The organism is Pseudomonas fluorescens, from assembly GCF_902497855.1.
In the GTDB taxonomy this organism is placed as follows: Bacteria; Pseudomonadota; Gammaproteobacteria; order Pseudomonadales; family Pseudomonadaceae; genus Aquipseudomonas; species Aquipseudomonas fluorescens_BI.
The window spans coordinates 275289-298195 of sequence record NZ_CABVHU010000005.1; the positions used below are offsets into that span (position 1 = coordinate 275289).

The window sequence follows — 22907 nt, forward strand, 5'->3', positions numbered from 1 at the left end:
CTTGTTTTCACTGCCGCCCATTGTGCGCTCCTTTATAAAAGCACGCCTTTGGCACCAAGACCTAAGCGGAACCCCAAGCCATGAACAAAAACCTGCGTTTCAGCCATAAAATCCTGCTTGCCGCCGCCCTCATCGTCATGGCCGCCTTCGCCTCGTTCACGCTGTACAACGACTATTTACAGCGCAACGCCATCCGCGAAGACCTGGACAACTACCTCAATGAGATGGGGGATGTAACCGCCAACAATATCCAGACCTGGCTGGCCGGTCGTATCCTGTTGGTCGACAATCTCGCGCAGAACATCGCGATCAATCCTGAACAGTCCACCGTCGCCAGCCTGCTCGAGCAGAAAGCCCTGACGTCGACCTTCATGGCGTCTTACCTGGGCGACGCCACCGGCAGCTTTACCATTCGTCCGGACGCCACAATGCCCGCCGGTTTCGACCCACGGGTGCGCCCTTGGTACAAAGGCGCCGAAAGCAGCAGCACAGCGACCCTGACCGAACCTTACATCGATGCGGCCACTGGCCAGACCATCATCTCCATCGCCACCGCCTCGAAAAAAGCCGGGCAAAACGTCGGTGTGGTGGGCGGCGACCTGAGCTTGCAAACCTTGATCGACACCCTTGGCGCCCGCAATTTCGACGGCATGGGGTATGCCTTTCTGGTCAGTTCCGACGGCAAGATCCTGGTACACCCGGACAAAACCCTGGTGATGAAGCCCCTGAGCGAGGCGTATCCGGTCAATACCCCGCGCATCAGCAGCGACTTCAGTGAAGTGCAGGTTGACGGCAAGACTCGCATCGTCACGTTCACCCCGATCAAGGGCCTGCCCTCGGTCAACTGGTACATCGGTTTGTCGGTGGACAAGGACAAAGCCTTCTCGATGCTGACCGAGTTCCGCGCCTCGGCGGTCATCGCGACCCTCATCGCCGTGGCCATCATCATCGCCCTGTTGGGCATGCTGATCCGCATCCTGATCCAGCCGTTGCATGTCATGACCCGCGCCATGGCAGACATCGCCGACGGTGAAGGTGACCTGACCAAACGCCTGACCATCCAGAACAACGACGAATTCGGCGTTCTCGGCACCGCGTTCAACCGCTTTGTCGAGCGTATTCACGGCTCGATCCGCGAAGTGTCCTCCGCCACCGGGCAAGTCAACGAAGTGGCGTTGCGCGTGTTAGCGGCCTCGAACTCGTCGATGTTCAACTCCGACCAACAGGCTTCCCGCACCAACAGCGTCGCCGCAGCCATCAACCAGCTCGGCGCCGCCGCACAGGAAATCGCCCGCAACGCCGCGCAAGCGTCGAGTCAGGCCAGCGATGCCCGCGGCCTGGCCGAAGATGGCCAGCAAGTGGTGGAGCGCAGCATTGCCTCGATGAATCAACTGTCGAGCATGCTCAGCGCCTCGAGTACCAACATCGAATCGCTGAACAGCAAGACCGTGAACATCGGGCAAATCCTGGAAGTGATCACCAGCATTTCCCAACAAACCAATCTGCTGGCGCTCAACGCCGCCATCGAAGCGGCGCGTGCCGGTGAGGCCGGTCGTGGTTTTGCCGTGGTGGCCGATGAGGTCCGCAACCTGGCCCACCGTACGCAGGAGTCGGCGCAGCAGGTGCAGACCATGATCGAGGAACTGCAAATCGGTGCCCGCGAGTCCGTCAGCACCATGAGCGACAGCCAGCGTCACAGCCAGGACAGCGTGGACATCGCCAACCTGGCGGGTGAGCGCCTGAACAGCGTGACCTTGCGCATTGGCGAGATCGACGGCATGAACCAGTCCGTGGCGACGGCGACCGAGGAACAGACGGCGGTAGTGGAATCGATCAACGTCGACATCACCGAGATCAATACGCTGAACCAGGAAGGCGTGGAAAACCTGCAATCGACCTTGCGAGCGTGTTCGGACCTGGAACAGCAGGCGGCGCGCTTGAAGCAGTTGGTGGGTAATTTCCGGATTTAGTGACGGGAACAACGCATTTGCGGTACCGCTACAGGGCGTGAAGTTCGGTATCGCAACATGTAGTATAGGTTTCAGGAACAACGTCCAAGCCCCTTGGACCAGTGCGTAGACCAGACGAAATTTTTTGTCACTCTACTTTAGTCGATATAAAAAACAATACTTGCTTAACATGACCACCGGATGACGACACCCAATACCTGGCGTCAGAAGGGCATGCGCACTCCAGTTCCAACCCCTCTGACACGCCTTATTTATTAATCATTGGCAGTGACGTTACGATACAAAGCGACATTGTTAAACAAATGTTATTCAACGCGCATTGAACTTGAATGCGGCAGCACAACCTGACCGCTCTATTTATTACGCGCACGCCCAATAACCGAAACAGCCTGATGATATTGATGGGTATTTCATTACCTGTTCGTTCACCGTGAAGGCCACGCCACTCACCAGGAGGTCATAATGAAGGAAATCTCTGGAGTATCCGATCACCCATACCGCTACGACCCTGTCAGTCGAGGCTTGCATTGGTTGATGGCGCTGATGTTTGCCTGGATTTATTGCTCGGCTGCTGTCCATTATCTGCTTTCTGACTCAGTACTGGATAAAACTCTGTGGCCTTATCACAAGCCCGTGGGGCTGTTATTGCTGGGGCTGTTTGCTCTGCGTGCCAGCTGGAGCTTGCTGAACCGGCACAACCGGCCGCCAAGCATGAATTTGGCGGCCAGCATCGGGTATGGGATGCTCTATGGGCTGATGCTCCTGATCCCCCTGATCGGTTTGTTACGTCAGTACGGCTCCGGCAGGGCCTTTTCGGCGTTTGGTGTACCGGTAATGGATGGGTTCGAAGGGGAGAAGATCCAGTGGATGATTGAATTGGGTAGCAACTTTCATAGTTTGCTGGGCTGGACGATGCTGGTGTTGATCGTGGGGCATATCGGAGTGGTGGTCCTGCATCATCGACAGGGCAATTCGCAAGTGTTGCGACGTATGACTTGAAGAACCCACAAGGTTTAAAGGCAGTGAGGGGGATGACCGGAATTAAAAAATGGCGCCCCCGACTTCCAACTATAAATCCCCTACGACTGGATTACATACAGGGGTTTCCTGCTTTGATGTTTTTATCGATAAACATGTTTATTTCGGTAATTATTTTTTGAAATATAAGTGATATAGCCTTTCGTGACACATTATCAAACTGACTGCCAATAGCGGCACAGATCCCCGACCCCACTCGCCCGCCGCAGGCGGACAAGAAGGCCCCTGCTGCTCCCTGATCCAGCGCCAACCGGAGATTGTGCGGTGCCGCCAATTGACTGCATCAAGTCTCCGGAGACGGAACCTGGCAGCGTCGTAGTCGAGCAAGGGGGAGTCTTACCAACGGGCCACAAAACCCCAAACGAACATCTATCCTTCATAAAGGTCAACCAAGGGAGAACAAACGACCGGAGGGATGTTCATCGTGCATATCGCTGACATAACCATGTTCTACGCCCCTGCCAGCGGTGGCGTGCGCACTTATCTGGATGCAAAACACCGTCGCCTGGGCATCAAGCCGGGCATTCGCCACAGTCTACTGATCCCCGGATCGTCCTTGAGTGAACAGGATGGCGTCTACACGGTTCCGGCGCCCGCCCTGCCCTTCGGCAAAGGTTATCGTTTCCCCCTCCGTCTCGCGCCCTGGCGCAATGTCCTGCAGGTTTTGCAGCCCGATCTGATCGAAGTCGGCGACCCTTACCTCACCGCCTGGGCTGCGCTGGACGCCCGCAGGCAACTCGATGTGCCGGTGATCGGTTTTTATCATTCGGACCTGCCGCTGCTGGTCAGCAATCGCATGGGCAACTGGGTCACGACCAATGTCGAAGCCTATGTCAGCAGGCTCTATGGCAACTTCGACCGAGTCCTCGCGCCGAGCCGGGTGATGGCCGACAAGCTGATCGGGCTCGGGGTAAAAAACGTTTTCGTGCAACCGCTGGGCGTCGATTTGCAAACCTTCCATCCCTCGGCGCGGGACCCGGGTCTGCGGGCTGAATTAGGGATCGATGAAAATACTCACTTGCTGATCTTCGCCGGTCGCGGTTCCAAGGAAAAGAACCTGCCGGTCCTGCTCGACTGCATGAAACGACTGGGGCGGCGTTATCACCTGCTGCTGGTGGGTTCGTCGATGCCGGCCCTGGTGCCGGACAACGTCACCGTGGTCGATGAGTTCTGCCCGGCGACCCAAGTCGCCCGACTGATGGCCAGCGCCGATGCACTGGTGCATGCCGGTGATCAGGAAACCTTCGGCCTGGTGATTCTTGAAGCCATGGCCAGTGGCATTCCGGTGGTGGCCGTGGCGGCAGGGGCCTTTCAGGAAATCGTCACCGATCAATGTGGCCTGCTGTGCCCCCCGAACAACTCAATCGCGATGGCCAACGCTGTGCGCGAACTGTTCGGTTCGGGGAGCGCCGTCCTGGGCAAACAGGCCCGCCGCCATGCCGAGCAGCATTACTCCTGGGATACGGTGGTCAACAGCCTGCTGGGGCACTATCACGCCGTGCTCGGCAGCCACTGGCCGCTGATTGCCAATGGTTGAGCTCATGAGCCGGCCCAGCCTGTTACTGGTGCTGCACGATGTCGCGCCGCAAACCTGGGCCGATTACCAACCCTTTGTCGCTGCCGTCGACGCCTTGGGCGCGGTGCCGATGACCTGGCTCGTGGTGCCCGACTTTCACAAGCACAATAATCTGGACGTCCATCCGGAATTTCGACGTATGCTTACCGACCGGGTCACCCGTGGTGACGAACTGGCGCTGCACGGCTACTTTCACTGCGATGAAGGCCCCACGCCCAGCACGCCACGAGACTGGTTCATGCGCCGGATCTACACCCACGAAGGCGAGTTCTACAGCCTGTCCCAGGACGCCGCCCTCACCCGCCTGCGCGCCGGCATCGAGGCGTTTCGCCGTTACGACTGGCCACTGGCAGGTTTCGTCGCCCCGGCATGGCTGATGAGTGAAGGCACACGCCAGGCCTTGCGCCAACTGCCGCTGAGTTACACCAGTGATCCGCAACACCTGTACCGCCTGCCGGATTTCGCTGCGGTCGATGCCCCCGGCCTGGTCTGGAGTGCACGCAGTGCCTGGCGTCGGGGCGTGTCGAAACTGCTCAGCGACCAGCGCGAACTGCGCTGGCGGCAGGCACCGGTGATTCGTCTCGGCCTGCACCCGGTGGACATGCGCCATCCGTTCTCCCGTACTTACTGGCTGCAGACGCTCAAGCGCCTGCTCGACGAGGGGCGCGTACCGATGACCAAGACTCATTGGCTGTCGTTGCGAATCGACCGTGTCGGACGCGCCGCATGAGTCGCGGGATTCTGCTACTCGTCGCGCTGCTCGTTGCGGTGTTGATTCCGTCACTGCTGGGCGGTAATGAAACCTGGTCTCGACTGCAAAAATTTCCACTGCAATGGCTGCTGATCATGTTCGGCATGATCCTGCTGTGCTGGGTGCTCAATACCCTGCGCTTGCGTCTGTTGCTGGGGGACCAGCGCCACAAGGTGAGCCGGATCAAAAGCCTCGGGGTGGTCATGGCCGCCGAGTTCGCTTACTGCGCCACGCCCGGCGGCAGCGGTGGGCCGCTGACCATCATGGCATTGCTGGCGCGCAATGGCGTGCGTCCGGCCAGGGGCAGCGCCGTGTTTGCCATGGACCAGCTGAGCGACCTGCTGTTTTTCCTCTGCGCACTGAGCGGGATTCTGATTTATGCCCTGTTCCAGCACTTGAGCGCACGCATGGAGTGGCTGCTGACCGTCAGCGCCGTGTCGATGTTTGGCGGCTTGCTCACCTGTGTGGTGGTGGCGCGCTATCACCGTTTACTGATTCGCCTGAGCGGTCGCCTGCTCGTTCGCCTCAATGTCAAAGGCGCCACACGCCTGCGCTGGGCGCGAAAACTCCTGCACTTCCTGGCGGCCTTCACGGACACGCTGAAGTTGCCCTTTCAGACATTGATTACGGTGTTTGCCCTGACGTGCCTGCATTGGGTCTTGCGCTATAGCGTGCTGTATCTGGCACTGCGCGGGCTCGGAGCGGATTTGCAATGGGCCTGGAGCTTTCTGATCCAGATGCTTTCATTGAGTGCGGGGCAATTCAGCCTGTTACCCGGCGGTGCCGGGGCGGCGGAATTGACCTCAGCGGCGTTGTTGGCGCCTATGGTGGGCAAATCCACGGCGGCGGCGGCGATTCTGATCTGGCGGGCGGTGACCTATTACTTCTATTTGCTGGTGGGCGGGCCGGTGTTTTTGTTGATGCTTGGGCGGCCGCTGTTGAAGAAGTTGCTGAAGTTCAAGCAGGCGTGAATGCTTAAGTCCTGTGCAAGATTTGAGGGCCCCTTCGCCGGCAAGCCGGCTCCTACAGTTTGATCGGGGCCCGAGCATGAATTTACTGTGCGCTGAAGATCCCTGTAGGAGCTGGCTTGTCGGATCGCCGCACCGCAGCGAAAGCGGCCACAAGATCGATACAAGTCTCCAGGTCTGTTCGCCGAAACGCTGGTGCCTGCAGGGTCTACCGTATCGCTGTCAGAACACAACGGTCTTGTTGCCGTGTACCAACACCCGATCTTCCAGGTGATAACGCAGGCCACGGGCCAATACCATCTTCTCGACGTCGCGGCCGAAACGCACCATGTCTTCGATGCTGTCGCTGTGGCTGACGCGTACCACGTCCTGTTCGATGATCGGACCGGCATCCAGTTCTTCGGTCACGTAATGGCAAGTAGCGCCGATCAACTTCACGCCACGCAAGGAGGCCTGGTGATACGGCTTGGCACCGACGAACGACGGCAGGAAGCTATGGTGGATGTTGATGACCTTATGGGCATATTCACTGCACAACGCGGGTGGCAGGATCTGCATGTATCGGGCAAGTACCACCACTTCGGCATCGTGCTGTTTGACCAGGCGCGAGACTTCGGCGAACGCCGGTTCCTTATCCTGCGCATTGACCGGCACATGGTAGTAAGGAATGCCGTGCCACTCGACCATGCTGCGCAAGTCGTCGTGGTTGGAAATCACGCAGGAAATTTCACAATCCAGTTCGTCGCTGTGCCAGCGATGGAGCAAATCGGCCAGGCAGTGAGACTCGCGACTGGCCATCAACACCACGCGCTTCTTCTGCGCGGTATCGGTAATGCGCCAGTCCATCGAGAATTCTTCGGCAATGGGTGCAAACGCTTCGCGAAAGGCTTCGATACCGAAGGGCAGCGAATCGGCCCGAATTTCGTGACGCATGAAGAACCAGCCACTGAGATCGTCCGAGTGGTGGCTCGCTTCAGTGATCCAGCCATTGTGTGACGCCAGAAAGTTACTGACTTTAGCAACGATGCCGACGCGGTCCGGGCAAGCAATCACCAGCCGAAAAGTGCGCATGAGGGTCAAACTCCAGAACTTCGCAAAGGTCGCCATTCTAGCGATTGCGCAGCAAAACTGCAGTATTGATGACGTCTCGCGTTGCACGAAGGTCGGCGCCACGGGTTCCAGCGACACCCGTCGCCCGCGCGATGGTGTTCTTATAGCCATTCTTCAAGTGCCAAAATGTGACTGTCTGTGATGCCTGGTTGACGATCATTTAACTGCGCCTCCAATCTGGACCTGTTCAACGCAACTAAATTAAATAAACTCCGGTTAAATGTTTACTTGATGAAACACCCTGACTATTATTGCCGCACTGTCACCTAGCACCCAGCGCCCAACATAAGGTAGTCCTCATGTCCTTGATCAACGAATACCGTGCCACCGAAGAAGCTATCAAAGAGCTGCAAGCCCGTTTGAAGAATCTGTCCCAAGACGACAAACTGCAAACCGAGCTGGAATTCGAAGGCAAACTGCGCACCCTGATGGGTGAATACTCCAAGTCCCTGCGCGACATCATCGCGCTGCTGGATCCTGAGTCCAAAACCAAAGCTCCACGCGGTGGCGCAGTAAAAACTACCGGCACCAAACGTGCTCGCAAAGTTAAACAATACAAAAACCCGCACAACGGCGAAGTCATCGAAACCAAAGGTGGCAACCACAAGACTCTGAAAGAGTGGAAAGCCAAGTGGGGCGGCGATGTGGTTGAGGGTTGGGCTACTCTGCTGGGCTAAGCCGCAGCGCTTTGTCAAAGACTCGTCCGCGACAAAAGATAACGCCAGCAGCTGCTGGCGTTTTTTTATGCCCGGCTATCACGCCAGCGATATTTTCGTTTTCAAAGACTCAAACGATTGCGTAATTCCTGAACATAATGGTGCCAATCATTCAACACCTCTTGCTGAAAGGATGTAGCAGTAGCGCTCAATTGGGTCGCGGCCTCCACGAAAGTTTCCAACGTATTGGGCGCCCCCCACTCGGGTGCCGACAGACGTTTCTGACAGAATATTCGCCAGCGCTGTTGCTCTTCGGAACTCAACGTATCGGGGAAGTTACGTGCGCGATATCGAAACAATAATTCCGGCAAGCGTTCATCATCGAAAGGCCAATGCCCTTGTGCCAAGTGTGCAGGCTCCGCCGCTCTGACTTGCTCACATAAACGCCGATCACGATCACCGATAAAACCATCGTATAACTGCTGCTCCGGATCCTGGCTCGGGGTGAAATCCTCGTTGACATAAATGGCCTGAACTTTATCCCGCCAAACGGTTTGTGCGTCACTCAGTCGCAGCGCGCGCTGCTGATAAAGTGCCATGTCCAGTCCCAGGCGTTGCTGATCTTCGGAACGCAGCACCGACAGCGGCGCCACCACCGGGCATTTATTGATGTGGATGAGTTTGAGCGGCACCGCCAATTCACCCTCGGCCAGGTCATCGCGACGGGTATACAACCGCTGGCGCAAGGCTTCGGCACTCAGATCCAGCAAGTTTTGAGGATCCAGGTGCAAGTCACAGACAATCAAGGCGTTCTTGTTGCGCGGATGCCAGGCCAGTGGCAGCACCACCCCGACATAGTTGCGCGCCGCCGAAAAGCGCCCGGAGACGTGCACCATCGGCTGCAACAGGCGAATCTGATCCATCACCTTTTGTTTACTGCGCAATTGAAACAGCCAGTCATAGAGTTTCGGCTGCTTTTCGCGGATCAGCCGCGCAAGGGCGATCGTGGCGCGAACGTCCGACAGCGCTTCATGGGCATGGCCGTGATCGATACCGTTGGCGGCGCTCAGGCGCTCCAGCTTGAGCGTCACCCGCCCCTCGTCGTCCGTTGGCCAAACGAGGCCATCGGGGCGCAAGGCGTAAGCCGCACGCACCACGTCGATCAGGTCCCAGCGACTGTTGCCGCCTTGCCACTCACGCGCATACGGGTCGAAAAAATTGCGGTACAAGCTGTAACGGGTCATCTCGTCGTCGAAACGCAATGTGTTGTAACCGGCCCCACAGGTACCGGGCGCAGCCAGCTGGGCATGCACCCGGGTCATGAAATCGGCTTCGCTCAAGCCTTGCCCGGCCAGTTGGCTCGGCGTGATACCGGTGATCGCGCACGCCGCAGGATGAGGCAGGATGTCATCACTGGGCTGACAGTAAAGATTGACCGGCTCGTCTATTTCATTGAGTTCAAAGTCAGTGCGAATCCCCGCCACTTGCAGCGGACGGTCGCAACGGGGATTGATGCCAGTGGTTTCATAGTCGTACCAGAAGATGGAGGTCACGGGCTGTTCCTGAACTGAAGATCGGCAAAGTCTAGGCGTTCACATCCCGCCCCGGCCAGTCATCTTGCCATTCAATCACCCCGACCGCTTCATCGTGCAATACATAGTTATGTCGTTTTTCCCCGGGAGGCTGCTAGCATCCCACGTACAGAGACTCCCGATCAGGCCACATCATCAGGTTGCCCATGCTCGAGACCACAGCACTGCCAAGGAAAGCAACGCTGTCCCCGCCACTGGACACGCGGTACCGGATCGAAACGCCGGAAGGCATCGACTTGCCCTTGCGCCCGGCCGGATTGATGGTGCGTGCGCTGGCGTTCTCCATCGACCTTGGCCTGCGCGGGTTGATCCTTGGCCTGCTGTTTATTGTCCTGGCGTTTCTCGGCAAGCTCGGCGCCGGTCTTGGCTCGATCCTGCTGTTCGTGGTGAGCTGGTGGTACATGGTGCTGTTCGAGGTGCTCAATCAGGGCCGCTCGCCAGGCAAGCAGTGGATGGGCCTGCGGGTGGTCCATGACGATGGCACGCCAGTGGGCTGGTCTGCTTCGCTGCTGCGTAACCTGCTGCGATTTGTCGACATGCTGCCGTTTGGCTATTTCCTTGGGGCCATCAGCTGCCTGCAGCATCCCAACTTCAAGCGCCTCGGCGACCTGGCCGCCGGCACGCTGGTGATCTACCGGGAACAACCGCTCTCCCGGCCTCAGTTACCCGCTGCAGAGCCCCGGCGCCCGGCCTTTGCCCTGGCGCTGGCCGAGCAACGCGCCATCCTCGGGTTTGCCGAACGCCAGGGTGAACTCTCCAAGGCGCGGGTCACTGAACTGGCGGCCATTCTCGCGCAACCCTTGCAGGTTCCAGCGCCACAGGCGGTGGCCGAGCTCAACGGGATTGCCCGCGGCTTATTGGGCCCGGCATGAAGCAAAGCCTTTTCGAGAATCGCCACAAGGCCGAATGGGAGCAGTTTTCCCTGCTGCTTGACAGGCTGGAACGAAACCAGCACGCCTCGCGTACCGCCCGTTTCCCAAACGATTATCGTCGACTCTGCCATCACCTGGCCCTGGCCCGGGAGCGCGGTTACAGCAGTTTCCTGATCGACTCATTGCAGCAACAGGTCCTGCGCGGCCATCAACAGCTTTATCGGCATCGCAGCCGTCTGGGTGCCAAGGCCCTGGGTTTCATCCTGGCGGACTTTCCCCGACTGGTGCGTGAACAGTGGCGCTTCGTGCTCGCCGCCGGCCTGATGTTTTTTGGCAGCCTGATCGGCATCGCCCTGCTGGTGTATCTGTTTCCGGACCTGATCTACAACCTGATCCCCGCCGAGCAGGTCAGCCAGATGCAAAGCATGTATGATCCCGACGCCGGTCATCTGGGGCGCTCGGCGGAACGGGCGGCCAGTGAAGACTGGGTCATGTTCGGCTACTACATCATGCACAACATCGGCATTGCCTTTCAGACCTTCGCCAGCGGCCTGCTGTTTGGCCTGGGCAGCGCGTTTTTCCTGTTTTACAACGGCTTGATGATTGGCGCGGTGGCCGGACACCTGACGCAAATCGGCTATGGCCAGACCTTCTGGTCATTCGTGATCGGCCACGGTGCCTTCGAACTCAATGCCATCGCCCTGGCGGGTGCCGCGGGCCTGCAACTGGGCTGGGCATTGATCGCACCGGGACGCCTGCGCCGCGCCGAAGCCTTGCGCCTGGCGGCGCGCAAAAGTGTGCTGCTGATGTGTGGGGTGATGGTGTTTCTGCTGATCGCGGCGTTTATCGAAGCCTATTGGTCATCGATGACCGGGCTCGCGCCAATGACCAAATACCTGGTCGGCGCCGTGCTCTGGTCACTGGTGGCGATGTACCTGTTGTTGGCCGGCCGGACTCGCCATGCGCCTGAGTGATGCCACTGTGGTGATTCGCCCGCGCCTCGGCTGGGAAGCCATGGACCTGGGCGTGCTGCTGAGTCAGCGCCACCGACGCCTGCTGATGACCAGTTGGGCCATCGTGACCCTGCCGGTCTTCGCCCTGCTCAGCCTGCTGCTATGGGACTCGCCCTCCCTCGCCGTGTTTATTTTCTGGTGGCTGAAACCCGCGTTCGAACGCCTGCCGCTGTTCATTCTGTCCAAAGCCATGTTTGGCGAAACACCGACATTGAAACAGGCATTGCGCCAATGGCCGCGCTTGCTCAAGCCGCAACTGCTGGCCAGCCTTACCTGGCGACGCCTGAGCCTGAGCCGCAGCTTCCTGATGCCGGTCATGCAACTCGAAGGCCTCGAGGGTGAAGCGCGGGAGCAGCGTTTGCAGGTGCTGTTGCAGCGTAACGCCGGTGCCGCGAAGTGGTTGACGATCATCGGCGTGCACCTGGAAAGCGCCTTGTGGGTCGGCCTGATGGTGCTGTTCTACCTGTTGTTGCCGCAACAGATAGAGCTCGATTGGAGCTGGCAGACCTTGATCAGCGCGGCCACACAGGACTGGCGCTGGCTGGAACATCTGACCAACTTCTTCTACGCACTGGTGCTGGTGGCCTGGGAACCGATCTACGTGGCCTGCGGTTTCAGCCTTTACCTGAACCGGCGCACGGTGCTGGAGGCCTGGGATATCGAACTGGCATTCCGCCGCCTGCGCCAACGCCTGGGCAGTGTCGCCGTCACCCTGCTACTGGCGGCGCTGCTGCTGGTGCCTGCCGCGCAATCCACGTGGGCCGCCGAGCCGGACATTTCACCCGACAGCCCGCGCCTGCTGGACCAGCCGCTGACCAGCCAGGCGTCCCGGGACACGATCAAGACGATCCTCGACCAGCCGCCGTTCAAGAACAAGGAAACGGTCACCCGCTATCGTTTTGGCGAAGACACGCCGACCGCCCCGCCAGACGGTGACCGAACACCTGACTGGCTGACAGCACTGCTCAACCTGTCGACCACGCTCATCGAGGGGGTGCTGTGGGGGACAGTGATCGGCGCCATCGGTTTTTTGATCTGGCGTTACCGGGACTGGTTGCAGGCCTTCGTCAGTCGTCGCCCGGTTTTGCCTGGTAAAACCGTACGGCCGTTACCGCAGCAGGCATTCGGCCTGGACCTCGACCGCGAAACCCTGCCCGCCGACATCGCCGCCAGCGCCGAACACCTCTGGCAGACCCACCCTCGCGAAGCCCTCGGCTTGCTCTATCGTGCCCTGCTCAGCCACTTGCTGCATGACTTCGACCTGGCACTGAAGCCCGCCGACACCGAAGGCCAGGTGCTGGAGCGCATCGAACAACTGCAACACCCCGGGTTGCTGGCCTTCAGCAAGAACCTGACCCGGCACTGGCAGAACATGGCCTACGGGCATCGCCTGCCTCCCGCCCCCGTGCAACAACAACTCTGTGACGGCTGGCGAGCCTTGTTCGGCCCCGGAGCCGCCCGTTGAATCGACGCGGCGTGATTGCAGCCGGCGTGTTCCTCGCTGTGCTACTGGGCGCGCTGAGTATTTACCTGTACTTGCAGGCGACGCCCTATCAGGAGGTGATCGATCACGGTCCCTCGCCCGAGGCCCTGGCTAACCCTTATCTCGCCGCCGAGCATTTCCTGCGCAGACAGGGCCTGACCGTCAGCCATGCCGACAGCCTCGACATCCTGCCTTCTATCGAACCGCGCCAGCACAGCCTGTTGTTGCTCGGTGACCGGTCCAACATGACCCCGCGCCAGATCGATCAAGTGATGAACTGGACCCGGGCCGGGGGGCGCCTGTTGTTCGTTGCCCAATCGCTATGGGACGAACGACTGGGCCAGAGCAATGACCTGCTGCTCGACCGGGTCCAGTTGCATCAGTTGCTGAGCAAGAACCTCAAGGGCGCGCCACCCGACAGCAGGGCCGATCCCTACCCCGGGCTGACCAGGCTGTACCTTGAAGACGAAGACGCGCCGGCCTACGCCGGTTTCGACACCGCCTTCCATCTGGAAGACCCGAAAAACCTCGCCCAGGCCTGGGCCAACAGCGCCAAGGCCACGCATATGATGCAGCTCGATCACGGGCTCGGTTCGATCATCGTGGTCACCGACGCCGACCTGTGGAAAACCCCGGCCATCGACCAATACGACAATGCCTGGCTGCTCTGGTACCTGACCGCGGATACCCGGGTGACCCTGCTGTTCAACACCGATCACGACAGCCTGCTGACCTTGCTGCTGCGTTACTTCCCCCAGGCGCTGGTAGCGCTCGTTGCCCTGATCGGTGTCTGGTTCTGGCAGGTCGGCGTGCGTCATGGCCCGATGCTGGAACCGGCGCCGCGTGGCCGCCGGCAACTCCAGGAACACCTGCGCGCCAGTGCCGATTTTCTGTTCCGGCGCAAGGGCCAGGACCACCTGCTGCACACCTTGCAACAAGACATCCTGCGCCGCGTGCGGCGCCGTCATCCCGGTTTTGAACAACTCGGCATCGCCGAACAATGGCAGGTGCTCGCACGCCTGACCGGCCAATCCACACGCGCTATCAGCCAGGTCATGAGCCCGCGCCCGAAGCAACGGCTTTCCAGCGTTGAATTCAGCCGTCAGGTCGCCCACCTGCAAATCTTGAGGAACGCCTTATGAGTGAACGGATAGAGCCCGACGCCCCGAGCCATGCCGACCAGCAACGCCAGCGCGCCAGTCAGTTGGCGCAGGCGTTGCGTAGTGAATTGCACAAGGCTGTGATCGGCCAGGACGCGGTGATCGACGACGTGCTCACGGCGCTGATCGCCGGTGGCCATGTGCTGCTCGAAGGCGTGCCGGGGCTGGGCAAGACCTTGCTGGTGCGGGCGCTGGCGCGCTGCTTCGGCGGCGAGTTCGCGCGCATCCAGTTCACCCCGGACCTGATGCCCAGCGATGTCACCGGGCACGCGGTGTACGACTTGCAGACCGAGCAATTCAAACTGCGCAAGGGGCCGTTGTTCACCAACCTGTTGCTCGCCGACGAAATCAACCGCGCCCCGGCGAAAACCCAGGCGGCGCTGCTCGAGGCCATGCAAGAACGGCAAGTGACCCTCGAAGGCCGCGCCCTGCCGATCGTGCAGCCGTTCATGGTGCTCGCCACGCAAAACCCCATCGAACAGGAAGGCACCTACCCGCTGCCGGAAGCCGAACTGGATCGCTTCATGCTCAAGGTCCGCATGGATTACCCCGACGGCGACCAGGAGCTGGACATGGTCCGCCAGGTCACTCGCTCGACCCGGGCCGACATGCTCGACGTGCAACCGCTGCGCACGGTGTTGCAAGCCAAGGACGTGCTGGCCTTGCAGCGCATCGCCAGCGACCTGCCGCTGGACAATCAGGTCCTCGACTATGCCGTGCGCCTGGCCCGCACCACCCGCAGCTGGCCCGGGCTGACCCTCGGTGCCGGGCCCCGGGCTTCCATCGCGCTGGTGCGTTGCGCCCGGGCGCGGGCGCTATTGCGCGGTGGCGCGTTCGTGATTCCGGATGACATCAAGGGGTGCGCGCTGGCGGTGTTGCGTCATCGCGTACGCCTCGCGCCGGAACTGGACATCGAAGGGCTTGAGGTCGATCACGTGCTGCGGCAACTGCTCGATCAAGTGCCGGCACCGCGGTTGTGAAACCCTCGCGCCTGCTGTTGATCTGGCTCGCGATCCTGCTGGTCATCGGCATCGCCCTGGGCACATTGCGCGCGCTGGACATCGCGATGCCCGAGAGTCTGCCGTCGATCCACTGGGGATTGCTCCTGGCACTACTGGTCCTGGCGATACTCGACGCCATTCGCCTCAAACGCCTGCCCTCGCCCCGCCTGCGGCGACAAATGCCCGGCAGCCTGGCGCTCGGTCGTTGGGGCGACGTGCGACTGGAGGTCGAGCATGACTTTGCCCAGCCACTGAACATCCAGCTCTTCGATCACGTACCCCACGGCCTGAGCTTCGAAAACCTGCCCCTGTCGGTCGAACTGCAACCCGGCCTGCGCAGCCAGATCGACTACCGCCTGCGCCCGCTCAAGCGCGGCCACTTCAGTTTCGAACGCTGCGAAATCAGCCTGCCGAGCCCATTGGGCCTGTGGTCCGACAAACGGCTGCTAAGCGTGACCGACGCAACCCGCGTCTACCCCGACTTTGCCCGCCTCTACGGCGGCCAACTGCTGGCCGTGGACAACTGGCTCAGCCAACTTGGCGTACGCCAGCACCAACGACGCGGCCTGGGCCTGGAATTTCATCAGCTCCGTGAATTTCGCGAAGGCGACAGCCTGCGCCAGATCGACTGGAAAGCCACCGCCCGCCAACGCGTACCAATTGCGCGGGAGTATCAGGACGAGCGCGACCAGCAGATCATGTTCATGCTCGATTGCGGCCGGCGCATGCGCAGCCAGGACGATGAACTGTCGCACTTCGACCATGCACTCAATGCCTGCCTGCTGCTCAGCTACGTCGCCCTGCGCCAGGGGGATGCCGTGGGCCTTTGCACCTTTGCGCACGAGCAGCCGCGCTACCTCGCCCCGGTCAAAGGCGCCGGGCAACTCAACCGACTGCTCAACCAGGTCTATGACCTCGACAGCGGCCAACGCAGTGCCGACTACCAGGGCGCTGCAACCGAGCTCCTGGCTCGACAGAAACGCCGGGCACTGGTGGTCGTGGTCACCAATCTGCGGGACGAAGACGACGAAGAACTGCTCACCGCCGTCAAACGCCTGGGCAAGTCACATCGGGTGTTGGTCGCCAGCCTGCGCGAAGACGTGCTCGACCGCTTGCGTCAGGCACCGGTGCAGACCTTTGACGAGGCGCTGAACTATTGCGGCACCGTGGACTTCCTCAATGCCCGGGCCGAACTTCATGAGCGATTGAACGCCCATGGGGTGCCGGTGGTGGATACGACTGCTGTCGAGTTAGGTGCCGCATTGGTGACGCGCTATCTGGAATGGAAGAAGGCCGGGGTGTTTTAGCGCGGTTTTTTTTGTTTGAACTGTCGCTATCGCGGCGGTGCGGCGATCCGACAAACCCGCGATAGCGACAGTGGAGACACTGCAGACTTCAGGCCGACGCCGGCAACGGTTGAAAACTGAAGTACTGCTTCAACGCATCGACCAATTGCCCATACTCCGGCGGTGCCCGTTGCAGGCAGAACCCGGCGTCGTAATGGTGGGGGGTGGTGTCTTCATGGCACCACAGGCAGCAGGCATTGAGATCGATCACCTGGTGGCAACCACCGGCCATAGGGATTTTCAGGCGCAAATCGAAGTCGGCACCGATCATCATCGGCAACTGGCTGATGAGCATCAGCCCATCTTCGGAGACGTTACCCAGAAAGCCAATGGGTTTGTCGGTAACGCTGTTGAACACTCGAAGAAAATACGGCAGTTGATGCCGCTCGATACGGCGGACGGTGAACATGTTGAATTCGCTACGCAAGGCCCTTAAGCAGAGCCGCACTAATGCTTCGGAACGGGCCTCCCACTATAAAGGCGCGCTCTCCCTGATCCTGGTGCGACAGTCTTTGAACAGCTGCCGCTTACTCCTGCCGATCACAGGTGTTTCCCCGGTTTAAAGGCACGGCTCTAAAACCGATCCATTCGACTATAGCTCACCACCGCCGCTGATCCAGTCTTCAATATAGCGACCGCCATCAGAACCGGGTCGGGCGAACGGCCTCGGCACTGCGCAGCGGATAATGACCCAGCGATTGCAAGGTTTCCAACCGGGCGCTCGCGCGAAAGGCATATTCACTGTGCGGGTACGACGCGATAATGAACTGATAGGTTTGAGCGGCATCAACGAACAGTTTCTGACGCTCAAGACACAAACCGCGCATCATCGACACTTCCGGCCACACATAGGGCCGCGCCCTGCTTGCGCGTTCGACTTTGGACAGTTCGAGCATCACCTGTTCGCAATTGCCGCGATCATAGGCGCTGTAGGCGTTATTCAAATGATGGTTCATCGACCAACGGGTACAGCCCGTGACACTGAGGGCAAGGGCGGCTATGAGCACGAATCGCATGAGGAGTCTCCTGTCTTGAGCCCTGTATCGACCCGCTGGCGGAAATCTTCAGGAATGTTCGATTTAAAGAAACAAGCGAATAACAAAGTTCTTCGCAAAAAGTAGTGCACACGAACAATGACTACACCTGCAGAGCATAGTAGCCTCACTCAGCGCTTGAACTCAGGAGTCTTTGCATGTCCGTCCGTCGTACCAAAATCGTCGCTACCCTTGGCCCGGCCAGTAACTCGCCGGAAGTTCTCGAACAGCTGATTCTGGCTGGCCTGGACGTCGCCCGTCTGAACTTCTCCCACGGCACCCCCGACGAGCACAAGGCTCGCGCGAAGCTGGTGCGTGACCTGGCAGCCAAGCACGGCCGTTTCGTCGCCCTGCTGGGTGACCTGCAAGGCCCGAAAATCCGTATCGCCAAATTCGCCAACAAGAAGATCGAGCTGAAGATCGGTGATCAATTCACCTTCTCCACCAGCCATCCGTTGACCGAAGGCAACCAGCAAGTGGTCGGCATCGACTACCCGGACCTGGTCAAGGATTGCGGTGTGGGCGACGAGCTGCTGCTCGATGACGGTCGCGTGGTCATGCGCGTCGACACCGCCACGGCAACCGAATTGCACTGCACCGTGACCATCGGTGGCCCGCTGTCGGATCACAAAGGCATCAACCGTCGCGGCGGTGGCCTGACTGCACCGGCGCTGACCGAAAAAGACAAGGCCGACATCAAGCTCGCCGCAGAAATGCAGGTCGACTACCTCGCCGTGTCCTTCCCACGTGACGCCGCCGACATGGAATACGCCCGTCAACTGCGCGACGAAGCGGGCGGCACTGCCTGGCTGGTGGCGAAGATCGAACGCGCCGAAGCCGTGGCCGACGACGAGACGCTCGACGGCCTGATCCAGGCCTCCGACGCCGTCATGGTTGCCCGTGGTGACCTGGGTGTGGAAATCGGCGACGCCGAGCTGGTAGGCATTCAGAAGAAAATCATTCTGCACGCACGCCGCCACAACAAGGCCGTGATCGTCGCGACCCAGATGATGGAGTCGATGATCCAGAACCCGATGCCGACCCGCGCCGAAGTGTCCGACGTGGCCAACGCCGTGCTCGACTACACCGACGCCGTGATGCTGTCGGCCGAAAGTGCCGCCGGTCTGTACCCGCTGGAAGCTGTGCAGGCCATGGCCCGCATCTGCATCGGCGCTGAAAAGCACCCGACCGGCAAGACCTCAAGCCATCGCATCGGCAAGGAATTCACCCGCTGCGACGAGAGCATTGCGCTGGCAACCATGTACACCGCCAACCACTTCCCGGGTGTGAAAGCGATCATCGCATTGACCGAAAGCGGCTACACCCCGCTAATCATGTCGCGCATCCGTTCTTCGGTTCCGATCTATGCGTTTTCGCCGCACCGCGAAACCCAGGCGCGCGCAGCGATGTTCCGTGGCGTGTACACCGTTCCGTTCGACCCGGCCTCGCTGGAGCCACACGAAGTCAGCCAGAAGGCGATCGACGAGCTGGTCAAACGCGGCGTCGTAGAGAAAGGCGACTGGGTCATCCTGACCAAGGGTGACAGCTACCACACCACCGGCGGCACCAACGGCATGAAGATTCTGCACGTGGGCGACCCGCAGGTCTGAGTGATCGGCTGCTGAAAAACAAAAGCCCTGCCATGTGAATGGCGGGGCTTTTTGGTTTCTGATCCGGTAGATGTATTGCTTGGGCCGGCCTCTTCGCTGGCAAGCCAGCTCCTACATTGGTCGGGGTAGTTCACAAATCAAGTGACCGCCATAACCCCCTGTAGGAGCTGGCTTGCCAGCGAAGGGGTCGGACGGTTCACCGCCGACTTAATGCCGGTTGATAAACCCCGACAACGCCGCAATCGCTTCCGGCGAGCGCAAACGCTCAGTGAACAACGCGCCCTCTTCTTCTATCACTTTGCGCAATTGCTCGCGGTCCGGGGCTTTCATCAGTTGCTTGCTGATCCGCACCGCTTCCGGTGGCAGCGACTCGAAACGCAACGCCATCTCCCGCGCCTTGGCCAACGCCGCTTCGCCACTGTCCAGGGCTTCGGTCGCGATGCCCCATGCGGCAGCTTGCTCACCGCTGAAACCTTCGCCCAGCAACAACAATTGCGCCGCTTTGGCCTGCCCCAGCAACCGCGGCAGGATCAGGCTGGAGCCAAATTCCGGGCACAAACCGAGATTGACGAACGGCATGCGCAACCGTGCATCCGCGCTGATGTATACCAAATCGCAATGCAGCAGCATCGTCGTGCCAATGCCCACCGCGGCACCGGCCACGGCGGCAATCACCGGCTTGCGGCATTCGAGCAGGCTGAGCATGAAATGAAACACCGGGCTGTCGAGGCTGGTCGGCGGTTGCATCAGGAAATCGGCGATGTCGTTGCCGGCGGTGAAACACTCGGCGGATCCGGTGATCAGCACTGCGTTGATTTCCGGATCGGCATCGGCCTGTTCCAGCGCTTCGGCCAGGTGGCTGTACATGGCGCGGGTCAGGGCGTTTTTCTTGTCGGGGCGGTTCAGACGCAGGGTCAGCAGGCCGCGTTCGCGCTCAAGTTGGATGGCATTGGTCATAGAGGTCTCGCGTCCGAAAAAATCAGCGCTCAACCGCGGGGCAGAAAAACATCGGCCAGCAGTTGATTGCGCGGCAGTCCCGCCAGGTACAGGCGCCGGGCAAAGGCGTCGACACTGTCGGGGGCCCCGCAGAGTAAAGCCTGGGTTTGCCGGGAAACAAGCCTCAGTTGCGCCAAAGCCGCGGGCAACTCGGCCGGGGTCCACAGCTCGACGCTGAGGTTCCCACGATTGGCGGCCATGGCTTGCAGGGGTTTGGCCAGATAATGCTCCTCGGCATCATGGGCCAGGTGAATGACACGGATCGCACCTTGGTGGTCCTGACGCAGCGCTTCACGCAAGACGCCAAACAACGGCCCCAGCCCGGTACCGGCGGCCATCAGCCACAACGGCCGGGTGTTCCAGTCCACGTCGTAATGCAAGGCCCCGCCGCGCAACTCGCCGAGACGGATCCCATCGCCGATCTTCAATTGACGGGCCGCATCGCAAAATTCCCCAGGCTGGCGACAGTCGAGGTGAAACTCCAGGAAACGGTCTTCTTCCGGCAGGCTGGCGAGGGAGTACGGCCGCGCGACGTTGCCCGCCCACAACACCAGATGCTGCCCGGCGCTGTAGCGCAAAGGACGCTCAGGGGTCAGGCGCAAACGCAACACACTGGCGCTCAACCAATCGACGGCAGCCACTTGGGCCGGTCGGCCGTCCTGTTGCGGGTCGAAGGCGTGTACCTGCAAGTCCTCGACCACCTGACACTGGCACGCCAGTCGCCAGCCTTGCTGACGCTGGTCCGCGCTCAAGGCATCGGGTCGGCTATCGCTCGGCAGCCCTTGCACACACTGCACCAGGCAGGCATGACAGCTACCGGCGCGGCAGCTGTAGGGCACTGGCACACCGTTGCGATTCAAGGCATCGAGCAGATTGCTACCGGCTGCAACAGACCATTGGCGCGCGCCGACTCGTAATTCAGGCATCAACATTCTCCTATGCCGTCGGCATCAATACCACATCCCTTACCCCCCTGTAGTGTACCTATGCGACCAACGTTTGACCGACCAAGCGTGTGCAGGCCTGCGAGGCGCGGTATACTGCCGCGCCTTTTTAGCGTCGCGCCAGCTTGCCCGGCGTGCCTTGAAAGGTGCTTGCAACCGACCGATGCACCCAAGCTGCAAGCACCTTATTGAATGTTCCCGTCTTTTAGAGGAGCGCGACTCATGACCGTGATCAAGCAAGACGACCTGATTCAGAGCGTTGCCGACGCCCTGCAGTTCATTTCCTATTACCACCCCGTTGACTTCATCCAGGCGATGCACGAAGCCTACCTGCGCGAAGAATCGCCAGCGGCCCGTGACTCCATGGCGCAAATCCTGATCAACTCGCGCATGTGTGCCACCGGCCACCGCCCGATCTGCCAGGACACCGGCATCGTCACCGTCTTCGTCCGCGTGGGCATGGACGTGCGTTGGGATGGCGCCACCATGGGCCTGGACGACATGATCAACGAAGGCGTGCGCCGGGCCTACAACCTGCCGGAAAACGTCCTGCGCGCTTCGATCCTCGCCGACCCGGCGGGCGCTCGCAAGAACACCAAGGACAACACCCCGGCCGTTATCCACTACTCCATCGTCCCGGGTAATACCGTGGAAGTGGACGTGGCGGCCAAGGGCGGCGGTTCCGAGAACAAGTCGAAGATGGCCATGCTCAACCCGTCCGACTCGATCGTCGACTGGGTGCTGAAGACCGTTCCGACCATGGGCGCCGGCTGGTGCCCACCGGGCATGCTCGGCATCGGCATCGGCGGCACCGCCGAGAAAGCCGCGGTGATGGCCAAGGAAGTGTTGATGGAATCCATCGACATTCACGAGCTGAAAAAGCGCGGCCCGTCCAATCGCATCGAAGAGATGCGCCTGGAGCTGTTCGAGAAGGTCAACCAACTGGGCATCGGCGCCCAGGGCCTGGGTGGCCTGACCACCGTGCTCGACGTGAAGATCATGGATTACCCGACCCACGCCGCCTCCTTGCCGGTGTGCATGATCCCCAACTGCGCCGCCACCCGTCATGCGCACTTCGTGCTCGACGGTTCCGGCCCGGCCTCGCTGGAAGCGCCACCGTTGGACGCCTACCCGGAAATCGTCTGGGAAGCCGGCCCGTCGGCCCGTCGCGTCAACCTGGACACCCTGACCCCGGAAGAAGTACAGAGCTGGAAGCCGGGCGAAACCGTCCTGCTCAACGGCAAGATGCTCACCGGTCGCGACGCCGCGCACAAGCGCATGGTCGAGATGCTGAACAAGGGTGAAACCCTGCCGGTCGACCTCAAGGGTCGCTTCATCTACTACGTCGGCCCGGTCGATCCGGTGCGTGAAGAAGTAGTGGGCCCTGCAGGCCCTACCACTGCTACGCGGATGGACAAGTTCACCCGTCAGATCCTCGAGCAAACCGGCCTGCTGGGCATGATCGGCAAATCCGAACGCGGCCCGACCGCGATCGAAGCGATCAAGGACCACAAAGCCGTGTACCTGATGGCTGTCGGCGGCGCGGCTTACCTGGTGGCGCAAGCCATCAAGAAATCCCGCGTGGTGGCTTTCGCCGAACTGGGCATGGAAGCCATCTACGAGTTCGACGTGAAAGACATGCCGGTCACCGTTGCGGTGGATAGCAAGGGTGAATCGGTGCACATCACCGGTCCTGCCATCTGGCAGAAAAAGATCAGTGAAAGCCTGGCGGTAGAAGTGCAGTAAGCGCTTCGACTGACAAAGAAAAGGCGACAGGAGCAGGCTCC

At 60.4% G+C, this 22907-nt stretch carries 20 protein-coding genes; 14 read left to right on the forward strand and 6 right to left on the reverse strand.

Annotated features, from left to right (window positions below; genetic code table 11):
- Positions 1 to 80: 80 nt before the first annotated feature.
- From F8N96_RS13065 to F8N96_RS13085, 5 genes are all read left to right on the forward strand, one after another.
- Complete coding sequence (locus tag F8N96_RS13065) at positions 81 to 1970, forward strand: methyl-accepting chemotaxis protein (protein ID WP_150798152.1); 1890 nt, start codon at positions 81 to 83, stop codon at positions 1968 to 1970.
- A 462-nt stretch (positions 1971 to 2432) separates the two neighbouring features.
- On the forward strand, positions 2433 to 2969 hold the full coding sequence (locus tag F8N96_RS13070) for a cytochrome b (protein WP_150798153.1): 537 nt from the start codon (positions 2433 to 2435) through the stop codon (positions 2967 to 2969).
- A 454-nt stretch (positions 2970 to 3423) separates the two neighbouring features.
- A complete protein-coding gene (locus tag F8N96_RS13075) occupies positions 3424 to 4545 on the forward strand; it encodes a glycosyltransferase family 4 protein (RefSeq protein WP_150798154.1) in 1122 nt (373 codons plus the stop codon).
- Entirely contained in the window at positions 4538 to 5314 is a 777-nt protein-coding gene (locus F8N96_RS13080) for a DUF2334 domain-containing protein (RefSeq protein WP_150798155.1), read from the forward strand. The genes F8N96_RS13075 and F8N96_RS13080 overlap by 8 nt, the downstream gene beginning before the upstream one ends.
- The gene (locus F8N96_RS13085; RefSeq protein ID WP_150798156.1) at positions 5311 to 6306 is read left to right on the forward strand and encodes a lysylphosphatidylglycerol synthase transmembrane domain-containing protein; all 996 of its coding nucleotides are present in this window, start codon (positions 5311 to 5313) and stop codon (positions 6304 to 6306) included. The genes F8N96_RS13080 and F8N96_RS13085 overlap by 4 nt, the downstream gene beginning before the upstream one ends.
- 219 nt (positions 6307 to 6525) lie before the next feature.
- Here the strand turns inward: F8N96_RS13085 and purU are convergent, their stop codons facing one another.
- Entirely contained in the window at positions 6526 to 7374 is an 849-nt protein-coding gene (purU, locus tag F8N96_RS13090; RefSeq protein WP_150745905.1) for a formyltetrahydrofolate deformylase, read from the reverse strand.
- A 338-nt stretch (positions 7375 to 7712) separates the two neighbouring features.
- Between purU and mvaT the strand changes: the two genes are divergently transcribed.
- Positions 7713 to 8090, forward strand: a complete 378-nt coding sequence (gene mvaT, locus F8N96_RS13100) for a histone-like nucleoid-structuring protein MvaT (protein ID WP_007933316.1) — start codon at positions 7713 to 7715, stop codon at positions 8088 to 8090.
- A 101-nt stretch (positions 8091 to 8191) separates the two neighbouring features.
- On the opposite strand, the gene sbcB is transcribed toward mvaT, so the two are convergent.
- Positions 8192 to 9622, reverse strand: a complete 1431-nt coding sequence (gene sbcB, locus F8N96_RS13105; RefSeq protein WP_150798158.1) for an exodeoxyribonuclease I — start codon at positions 9620 to 9622, stop codon at positions 8192 to 8194.
- Between the two features lie 185 nt (positions 9623 to 9807).
- On the opposite strand from sbcB, the gene F8N96_RS13110 reads away from it, so the two are divergent.
- From F8N96_RS13110 to F8N96_RS13135, 6 genes are read left to right on the forward strand one after another with little or no spacing between them, the layout of a single operon-like run.
- The gene (locus F8N96_RS13110; RefSeq protein ID WP_150798159.1) at positions 9808 to 10533 is read left to right on the forward strand and encodes an RDD family protein; all 726 of its coding nucleotides are present in this window, start codon (positions 9808 to 9810) and stop codon (positions 10531 to 10533) included.
- Positions 10530 to 11507 (forward strand): stage II sporulation protein M, encoded by a 978-nt coding sequence (locus F8N96_RS13115; RefSeq protein ID WP_150798160.1) that lies wholly within the window; start codon positions 10530 to 10532, stop codon positions 11505 to 11507. Before F8N96_RS13110 ends, F8N96_RS13115 begins: the two co-directional genes overlap by 4 nt.
- The gene (locus tag F8N96_RS13120) at positions 11494 to 13011 is read left to right on the forward strand and encodes a DUF4129 domain-containing protein (RefSeq protein WP_150798161.1); all 1518 of its coding nucleotides are present in this window, start codon (positions 11494 to 11496) and stop codon (positions 13009 to 13011) included. The genes F8N96_RS13115 and F8N96_RS13120 overlap by 14 nt, the downstream gene beginning before the upstream one ends.
- The gene (locus F8N96_RS13125) at positions 13008 to 14171 is read left to right on the forward strand and encodes a DUF4350 domain-containing protein (protein ID WP_150798162.1); all 1164 of its coding nucleotides are present in this window, start codon (positions 13008 to 13010) and stop codon (positions 14169 to 14171) included. Before F8N96_RS13120 ends, F8N96_RS13125 begins: the two co-directional genes overlap by 4 nt.
- Positions 14168 to 15169 (forward strand): AAA family ATPase, encoded by a 1002-nt coding sequence (locus F8N96_RS13130; protein WP_150798163.1) that lies wholly within the window; start codon positions 14168 to 14170, stop codon positions 15167 to 15169. The genes F8N96_RS13125 and F8N96_RS13130 overlap by 4 nt, the downstream gene beginning before the upstream one ends.
- Positions 15166 to 16497 carry a DUF58 domain-containing protein gene (locus F8N96_RS13135; RefSeq protein WP_150798164.1) on the forward strand — a complete coding sequence of 444 codons (1332 nt, stop codon included), beginning with the start codon at positions 15166 to 15168 and terminating at the stop codon, positions 16495 to 16497. Before F8N96_RS13130 ends, F8N96_RS13135 begins: the two co-directional genes overlap by 4 nt.
- A gap of 88 nt (positions 16498 to 16585) precedes the next feature.
- On the opposite strand, the gene F8N96_RS13140 is transcribed toward F8N96_RS13135, so the two are convergent.
- Positions 16586 to 16945, reverse strand: a complete 360-nt coding sequence (locus F8N96_RS13140; RefSeq protein WP_064679418.1) for a PilZ domain-containing protein — start codon at positions 16943 to 16945, stop codon at positions 16586 to 16588.
- Between the two features lie 232 nt (positions 16946 to 17177).
- Positions 17178 to 17552, reverse strand: a complete 375-nt coding sequence (locus F8N96_RS13145) for a tetratricopeptide repeat protein (protein WP_150763701.1) — start codon at positions 17550 to 17552, stop codon at positions 17178 to 17180.
- Positions 17553 to 17728: 176 nt separating this feature from the next.
- Between F8N96_RS13145 and pyk the strand changes: the two genes are divergently transcribed.
- Positions 17729 to 19180, forward strand: a complete 1452-nt coding sequence (pyk, locus tag F8N96_RS13150; protein ID WP_150798165.1) for a pyruvate kinase — start codon at positions 17729 to 17731, stop codon at positions 19178 to 19180.
- 207 nt (positions 19181 to 19387) lie between these two features.
- Here pyk and F8N96_RS13155 read toward each other — a convergent pair whose 3' ends face one another.
- Together F8N96_RS13155 and F8N96_RS13160 are read right to left on the reverse strand one after the other, a co-directional pair.
- Positions 19388 to 20137 (reverse strand): enoyl-CoA hydratase-related protein, encoded by a 750-nt coding sequence (locus tag F8N96_RS13155; RefSeq protein ID WP_150798166.1) that lies wholly within the window; start codon positions 20135 to 20137, stop codon positions 19388 to 19390.
- Between the two features lie 29 nt (positions 20138 to 20166).
- On the reverse strand, positions 20167 to 21102 hold the full coding sequence (locus tag F8N96_RS13160) for an iron-sulfur-binding ferredoxin reductase (RefSeq protein WP_150798167.1): 936 nt from the start codon (positions 21100 to 21102) through the stop codon (positions 20167 to 20169).
- A gap of 240 nt (positions 21103 to 21342) precedes the next feature.
- Between F8N96_RS13160 and F8N96_RS13170 the strand changes: the two genes are divergently transcribed.
- Positions 21343 to 22866: a fumarate hydratase gene (locus tag F8N96_RS13170; protein ID WP_045058265.1), complete on the forward strand. Its 1524-nt coding sequence runs from the start codon at positions 21343 to 21345 to the stop codon at positions 22864 to 22866.
- Positions 22867 to 22907: the final 41 nt, after the last annotated feature.